4 pseudogenes are annotated in these 1739 nt (G+C 59.6%); 3 read left to right on the top strand and 1 reads right to left on the bottom strand.

The features are described 5' to 3' along the window. From BMW90_RS27135 to BMW90_RS27340, 3 pseudogenes are all read left to right on the top strand, one after another. Positions 1–250: pseudogene (locus BMW90_RS27135) on the top strand (hypothetical protein); the annotation flags it as partial. A gap of 53 nt (positions 251–303) precedes the next feature. After that, positions 304–718, top strand: a pseudogene (locus tag BMW90_RS27380) (DDE-type integrase/transposase/recombinase); the annotation flags it as partial. A gap of 33 nt (positions 719–751) precedes the next feature. Next, a pseudogene (locus BMW90_RS27340) lies at positions 752–1120 on the top strand (substrate-binding domain-containing protein); the annotation flags it as partial. Here the strand turns inward: BMW90_RS27340 and BMW90_RS26035 are convergent. Beyond that, positions 1113–1553, bottom strand: a pseudogene (locus BMW90_RS26035) (IS6 family transposase); the annotation flags it as partial. The pseudogenes BMW90_RS27340 and BMW90_RS26035 overlap by 8 nt on opposite strands. Positions 1554–1739 lie beyond the last annotated feature (186 nt).

Below are 1739 nucleotides of genomic sequence, written 5' to 3'. Positions count from 1 at the left end.
GGGTGTTGTCCTCGGTTCAGGTTGGTGGTCACAACCCGACCCTACCGAGAAACCCGATGGCCACCGCAAGCTACACCACGTCTCGGGACGTCACCTCAAGACGCGTGGGTCCTTCCCCACGGATGAGGCCGCGACCAAGCTGATCTACTTGGCTATCCGCAACTTCGAGAGGGACGGACGAAACGTTCGGGAATGGTTTGCAGCCCGAAATCAGTTCGCCATAATGTTCGGCGAGCGTTTCGACGCTTGAGTATCCCAAACCGCATGGGCCGGCCCGGATACACAAAGTTCAGGACACTCCCCCTGGATGAAATCCTTCAGCCCCGGCGGGACAAGCACGCGGCAAAGCGGCTCTTGGTCAGGCTGGTGAAACGCTGGGGCTTCGTACCCAGACGGATCATCACCGACAAGCTCCGCTCCTATGGCGCAGCGAGGTGGGATGTCGCCCCCGGGCCTTGATCACTGGTCCCACAAAGGTCTCAATAACCGCGCCGAGACCCGCCATTTGCCGTTCCGAAAGCGAGAGCGCACGATGCAGGGCTATCGCTCACCCGGTGGCCTGCAACTCTTCGTGTCCATCCATTCTGCCACCCGCAATCGCTTCTCCGTTCCAGCTCGCCGACGCGCCGCCCTGACTATTGGCTATCATCGACTGGAAACTCTTCGCGCTTGGAAAGCCGCCGCCAACGTCGCCGCAGGCCTGCATCAATTGCGCTGACGCCCACCTCCTTCGGTTAACGTCACAACTCCCCCCGATGAGGGCGACCACTATGCCGCCGGGGCCAGCATTCTGCAAAACGCGCTTGCCCTCCCGACGCACCCCGACGCGCTGTTCCTCGCCGGCGACATGCTTGCGGCGGGCGCGGTATTCGAATGCCTCCGGCGCAACATCCGCGTCCCCGAAGACCTTGCCATCTACGGTATCGGGGATTTCCCGATCTCCTCGGCCTTGGTGCCCTCGATCACAACCGCGGCCCTACCGATCCGATCCTTGGGGTACAAAGCAGCAAGACGATGCATGGCCGGCATCCCGCCGATCGAGGTGACGGAACAGGTCCGTCTGATCGAGCGGGAGTCTGCTCGGCTTGCTGGGGCAGAAGCGAAGAATTATCCGGGTTAACATAACTGCGCAATTTGTCTGTTATGACGACACGCGGGTTACCAAAACGGTCAAACAGTCGCTGAAAGAAACGCCGTGCAGCCTTCGCATTTCGCTGCGGCTGAACAAGGATATCCAGAACGTCTCCATCGGCATCGATTGCCCGCCACAACCAGAATTTTCGTCCAGTGATCGGAATCACGTCCTTATCGAGATGCCATTTGTCGTTGACGGCGGGCCGATCCCGCTTCACGCGTGTGGCGAAGTGCGATCCGAACCGGTTCACCCATTTGCGAACGGTTTCGCGACTGACCATTACACCCCGCTCTGCCAAAAGATCCTCGACATCCGCGGTGCTGAGCGCAAACCGGTGGTAGGCCCAGACAGCATAAGAAATGATTTCACGTGGGTAGCGGAAGCCCTTCAGGCGCGGCATTTCGGTTGGTATCTTTATGCAAGTCGATTATGCAAACCGTCATGTACATTCAAGTTGGCAATGCCGATCCACCACATCGGTTTCCAACCGCAGCGCCAGCGAGGTGAGGGGTGACGTCCCGAGACGTGGTGTAGCTTGCGGTGGCCATCGGGTTTCTCGGTAGGGTCGGGTTGTGACCACCAACCTGAACCGAGGACAACACCC

The sequence above is a fragment of the Marinovum algicola genome, from assembly GCF_900109145.1.
GTDB classification, from domain to species: Bacteria; Pseudomonadota; Alphaproteobacteria; order Rhodobacterales; family Rhodobacteraceae; genus Marinovum; species Marinovum algicola.
Note: the sequence above shows the minus strand (reverse complement) of the source record. Positions and strands in the feature narration are given on the sequence as shown.